This window comes from Bacillus haikouensis, assembly GCF_013179555.1.
GTDB lineage: Bacteria > Bacillota > Bacilli > Bacillales > Bacillaceae_B > Rossellomorea > Rossellomorea haikouensis_A.
This window is the reverse complement of the sequence record NZ_JABMCR010000265.1, coordinates 1-5,477: the sequence shown is the minus strand read 5'-3', so window position 1 is coordinate 5,477 and position 5,477 is coordinate 1. Positions and strand designations below refer to the sequence as shown.

The 5,477-nt window shown below is 42.7% G+C and carries 7 protein-coding genes; 5 read left to right on the top strand and 2 right to left on the bottom strand.

Annotated elements, in window-relative coordinates; all coding sequences use genetic code 11:
- From HP456_RS19185 to fumC, 4 genes are all read left to right on the top strand, one after another.
- Positions 1–515 (top strand): amino acid ABC transporter ATP-binding protein (locus HP456_RS19185; RefSeq protein ID WP_172254078.1); only part of this gene is annotated, 515 nt, incomplete at its 5' end.
- A gap of 101 nt (positions 516–616) precedes the next feature.
- A complete protein-coding gene (locus tag HP456_RS19180; RefSeq protein WP_172254076.1) occupies positions 617–1,510 on the top strand; it encodes an ABC transporter permease family protein in 894 nt (297 codons plus the stop codon).
- Positions 1,503–2,519 carry an ABC transporter permease subunit gene (locus HP456_RS19175; RefSeq protein WP_172254074.1) on the top strand — a complete coding sequence of 339 codons (1,017 nt, stop codon included), beginning with the start codon at positions 1,503–1,505 and terminating at the stop codon, positions 2,517–2,519. The genes HP456_RS19180 and HP456_RS19175 overlap by 8 nt, the downstream gene beginning before the upstream one ends.
- 90 nt (positions 2,520–2,609) lie before the next feature.
- The gene (gene fumC, locus HP456_RS19170) at positions 2,610–3,995 is read left to right on the top strand and encodes a class II fumarate hydratase (protein WP_172254072.1); all 1,386 of its coding nucleotides are present in this window, start codon (positions 2,610–2,612) and stop codon (positions 3,993–3,995) included.
- Positions 3,996–4,095: 100 nt separating this feature from the next.
- Here fumC and HP456_RS19165 read toward each other — a convergent pair whose 3' ends face one another.
- Positions 4,096–4,305 carry an alpha/beta-type small acid-soluble spore protein gene (locus tag HP456_RS19165; RefSeq protein ID WP_172254070.1) on the bottom strand — a complete coding sequence of 70 codons (210 nt, stop codon included), beginning with the start codon at positions 4,303–4,305 and terminating at the stop codon, positions 4,096–4,098.
- Between the two features lie 281 nt (positions 4,306–4,586).
- Here HP456_RS19165 and HP456_RS19160 point away from each other — a divergent pair, with 281 nt between their 5' ends.
- On the top strand, positions 4,587–4,838 hold the full coding sequence (locus tag HP456_RS19160; RefSeq protein WP_172254068.1) for a hypothetical protein: 252 nt from the start codon (positions 4,587–4,589) through the stop codon (positions 4,836–4,838).
- Between the two features lie 52 nt (positions 4,839–4,890).
- Here the strand turns inward: HP456_RS19160 and HP456_RS19155 are convergent.
- A partial coding sequence (locus HP456_RS19155) for an ABC transporter ATP-binding protein (protein ID WP_172254066.1) occupies positions 4,891–5,477 on the bottom strand: 587 nt, incomplete at its 5' end.

The window sequence follows — 5,477 nt, the reverse complement described above, 5'->3', positions numbered from 1 at the left end:
CCGATATCCTGAATATTAGAAGAAGTACGGGAATGGTCTTTCAAACATACAATCTGTTCCCGCATATGACAGCTCTGGAGAATGTGATGGAAGGGCCGGTCATCGTTAAGGGCAGGAAAAAAGCAGAAACGAAGGAAAAAGCGATACGACTTCTTGACAAAGTCGGACTTGGTGATAAAGTCGACTATTATCCGTATCAGCTTTCCGGCGGACAGCAGCAAAGGGTCGGTATTGCAAGGGCACTAGCAATCGAACCGCAGGTCATGCTGTTCGATGAACCAACCTCTGCACTTGATCCTGAATTGGTCGGTGAAGTGCTGAAGGTCATGAAGAATCTTGCTGAAGAAGGTATGACGATGGTCGTTGTCACACATGAAATGAGATTTGCAAAAGAAGCAGCTGATAAAGTCATCTTCATGGACGGCGGATACATCGTTGAAGAAGGGACCCCGCAGGAAGTATTTGAGAATCCGAAACACGAGCGGACCCGTCAATTTCTAAACTTGATACAGTAATATACTGAGATGAATGGGATTCCCATTCATCTTTTTTGGTTTTAGGAAGGGAAAAACTAATATTGGAAAGAAATGTATAGTATAGAGAAAGGGGATTTCAGATGAAAGGAATAAGAAAGTTACTTCTTATATTTACAGGTCTCATATTTATCAGTACCTTGCCGAAATTATTTTTTGCGGCAGATTTTCAATATGTGAGCTTGACTGGCGAAAGTAACTCATTTGGGTTTTATCCATTAGAATATGCAGCTGCCATATTTGATGTGGTTAAAAAACTGTTTCAGCCTGAACATTGGTCATTAATGAGAATGGGAAAGGAATATGCCTTGGCTGACATCATTGGCGAGCGTGCATCGTATTCCATGAAGGTGTTTTTATTTGCTCTCGCTTTGGCTGTAATTATCGCTTTTATCATCAGTATAGCGATTACTTTGGCAAGAGGAATGATTCAGAGGCTGCTCATCTCTTTGGTGAATATAATGGAGTCGCTGCCGGATATCTTCATCATCATCGGAGTGCAGCTGCTGGTGGTAATGTATTTCCGTCAGACAGGTGTGTTGATTGGGGACATTGCGATGCTGGACGAAGAGATCTACTTGCTTCCAGTGGCTTGTTTGACTGTCATACCCGCAGTTTTCCTCATTAAGACATTGGTTTTGTTATTAAGAGAAGAAGAACAGAAGCCTTACATAGAACTTGCAAGGGGGAAAGGATTGAGTTCGCTTAGGGTGTTGGTGCTTCATAGTTTTCGTAATGTCATATACAGTTTGTTCTATCGCTCCAAACTGATATTTTCGTTCATGTTGTCAAACCTGTTCATTCTTGAGCGTTTATTTAACATGCGCGGGGTGATGGATCTGTTGATGTGGTCAACCGGTCACAGCTTTGTCCTCATCAGCTCGATCATTTTCCTGCCTTTCTTCCTCCTCTTTACATTCGTTGAACGGAGGATGAAGAAAAGTATTGGAATGAAGGAGGACGGCACCTATGCTTAAAGACCTTTGGAAACAGCCGAAATTCATATCAGGCTTTATTTTTATAACGGGACTTCTCGTCATTAGTTTTTTGTACGAGCCTCTGTTAAAAGGCGGAATCGAAACAATCAGTTTTCTTCATATAAATGGTGAAACAGTCGGACCGCCGTTTACACCGGCTGAGTTGCCGCCGCTGGGGTCTGACAGGGTGGGTACCCCTCTCTGGACATATGTGGTTCAGGGAGCAAAATATACCATCCTGCTTGGCTTAATCATATGTCTTCTCCAAATCCTATTGGCTATCGTATTCTCGGTTACAGTTACAAGGTATTTAATAAGGTTTTTAAATGTTTTTGAAGAGGTAGTGGAATCGATGATTTATGTGCCAATGGCAGTCATTGCGTTTATGTTATTATTTCCACTTCGGTTTGTAGTCGATGCAGAGGCGGAGCCCGCTAAATACATACTGATTCAAATCGTCTTGCTCGTTATCATCGGCATACCTCAGATTGTGGTCGTACTCTCAAAAGAAATCCAAAAGACCTTACAGGAAGAATTTGTACTCAGTGCAAAAACACTTGGTGCCAGGGGCTGGTTTTTATACCGGCGTCACATCCTGAAAACCTTGTTTCCGAGGATCCTTCTTCTCTTTTTCCAAAGGAATGTAAGTGTGCTGATATTATTTGCGCATTTGGGGTTTTTGGGTGTATTGCTGGGAGGAGGGATTGAAAAAGAAATCCTTATTGGTGAATCCCGATTATTTTCATTATCAAACGAGTGGGCTGGCAACATAGGGAATGCCCGCGTTGAAATCATGACTGCTCCATGGATTATATTTGCACCTTTAGTCGCTTTGTCCCTTACCGTCCTCGCTTATAATATGATGGCAGACGCCATTCAAAATGTACTTCTGGGGGATGCGAAGATAAAAAAATTAATGAAAAAAGAAGAGCTCGCACATCAGAATAAAGAGGCATCGGTCGACGAAGATCAGTTTGCCTTTAAAAGGGATCACACTCTGAACGGATGAGCTATCCGAATAAAACATCCCAGAATACGGTTACTTCCTATTCATTAGTGGAAATATGGTAATGTGAATTATTTTAAGGGAGGAAGAGAAATGGATTATCGGATTGAACGGGACACAATTGGAGAAATGAGAGTGCCGAAAGAGAAATATTGGGGTGCGCAGACGCAGAGAAGTAAAGAGAACTTCCAAATCGGAACAGAAAGAATGCCGATTGAAGTGACTTATGCTTTTGCTCAGCTGAAGAAGGCAGCAGCTGTCGTCAATCATTCACTTGGAAAACTGCCTGAAGAGAAAAAGGAGGCAATCATCCGGGCATGTGATGAAATTCTGGAAGGTAAATGGGATGACCATTTCCCGCTGGTGGTTTGGCAGACGGGAAGCGGTACCCAGTCGAATATGAATGTCAACGAAGTCGTTGCTTATCGTGCGAATGAAATTCTGAAAGATGGAGAGAGCGATGAGCTGGTCCACCCAAATGATGATGTGAATATGTCGCAAAGCTCCAACGATACATTCCCTACCGCAATGCACATTGCTGCATACAAGGCAATCTATTCAGAACTAGTGCCTTCCGTCGATCAATTTATTGGTACACTCAATGAAAAAGAAGCAAAATTCAAGGATATTATTAAAATCGGGCGGACACATCTTCAGGATGCCACCCCTCTGACACTCGGGCAGGAAGTAAGCGGGTGGAGGGCCATGATGGAAAAATCGCGTCACATGATAAAAGACAGCCTTGGTCAGCTTGTTCATTTGGCGATCGGGGGAACAGCTGTAGGTACAGGCATCAATGCACATCCTTCGTTCGGGGATAAAGTCGCTCAGGAATTGGAGAAACAAACAGGTACCAAATTCGTATCATCAGACAATAAGTTTCATGCTTTGACTTCCCATGATGAAATTGTTTATGTACACGGTGCGTTAAAAGCGCTTGCCGCAGACTTGATGAAAGTGGCGAATGATGTACGCTGGCTGTCGAGTGGTCCACGGAGCGGAATCGGTGAAATCACGATCCCGGCCAATGAACCGGGGAGTTCGATCATGCCGGGGAAGGTCAACCCCACCCAAAGTGAGGCTGTGACGATGGTGGTTACCCAAGTTTTCGGAAATGACTCAGCCATCGGATTTGCAGCGAGTCAGGGGAATTTTGAATTGAATGTCTTCAAACCGGTGATCATTTATAATCTGCTTCAATCGGTAAGGCTGTTGACTGACGGTATCCGCTCATTCAATGATAAATGTGTAAAAGGGCTGGAAGCGAATGAAGAAGTAATTGAAGACTTTGTTCAGCGCTCATTGATGCTCGTGACAGCACTTAATCCGCATATCGGATATGAAAAGGCTGCCGAAATCGCAAAAAATGCCCACAAAAGCGGAGCAACACTGAAAGCGGCCGCCTTACAATCCGGATACTTGACTGAGGAACAATATGACGAATGGATCAACCCGGCCAACATGGTAAATAATAATTAACATACAGGACTGGCTCACATCGAGTCAGTCTTTTTGTAAGATTAATTAAAAAACCCCTGACAATACGCCAGGGGTTTTATTGAAGATATTAAATTTCAAATTAGAATTTACCGCCGATTTGCTGTTCAGCCATTTGAACAAGACGTTTAGTGATTTCTCCACCAACTGAACCGTTAGCGCGGGCTGTAGCATCTGCTCCTAATTGCACTCCAAATTCAGAAGCGATTTCGTATTTCATTTGATCGATTGCTTGTTGAGCTCCAGGAGCTACTAATTGGTTAGATGAATTGCTGCGAGATTGTTGTGGCATAATCTGTCATCTCCTTAAAATTGTATGTTTTTTTATGGTTGGGTCAGCTGGAGTTGCACCAGCACGCATTCCATTAGCGGCCATCAGTGATGGCATAACCCAAAGTTAGAAGGTGTTGCTTTCTTGTTACTAAATATTATGGTTTGTACGGAAAATAATATACGAAACGTGTACAGGGAATTTATTCCTGATCAATTTCCTTTAATTTTCCTACATAAAACCTTTTCAATCATAAAAGGATAACGATATATAATGAATTATTTGAAAGTATGGTGACACGCATGAAAGCTTGTGCATTATGCAATGGAATAGTGGAATATAAAGGGGTATGCTCAAAGTGCGGAGACTCTACATCAGATCAGGGAAGATATTATGATTATTATGATGAATACAGTGCGTATATGGATATCCAGCATGTTCAATTGGCGGATGGCATCCCGAATAGCAGCTGTACAGATACATGCCTGCATTTATTTACATGTTTCAAGTGTGGGGAAGAGGAAGGTAAGAGCATCAATTTAACGGAGTTTTAAACAAAAAAGACCACACCATAACGGGTGCGGTCTTTCATTTTTTGATAGGATATTAACGGATTCTTAATTCTGATTCGGAATCGAAGAAATGCGCTTTGTTCATGTCGAATGCAAGATCGATTGTCTGTCCGGCTTTGATATCTGCACGTGAATCGACGCGAGCGACAAATTCCTGACCTTCGATCTGAGAATAAAGCATGGTTTCAGCACCTGTCAGTTCAGATACTTCGATTTTAGCAGCGATTTTAGCACCTTGAGCTGTATCGATGAATAGGGGCTCATCGTGAATATCCTCTGGACGAACGCCAAGAACGATTTCTTTTCCTACATAGCCTTGTTCACGCAGTATCTTCATCTTTCCTTCAGGAACAGCCACATTCGATTGTCCGATGACAAATGAACCTTCTTCTATTTTACCGTGAAAGAAGTTCATTGCCGGAGAACCAATGAATCCTCCAACGAACACATTTTCAGGCTTATCGTACACTTCTTTAGGTGATCCGACCTGCTGGATGACTCCATCTTTCATGACAACGATCCTGCTGGCCATTGTCATCGCTTCAGTCTGATCGTGAGTTACATAAATTGTCGTTGTTTGCAGGCGTTGGTGAAGCTTCGCGATTTCAGCACGCATCTGGA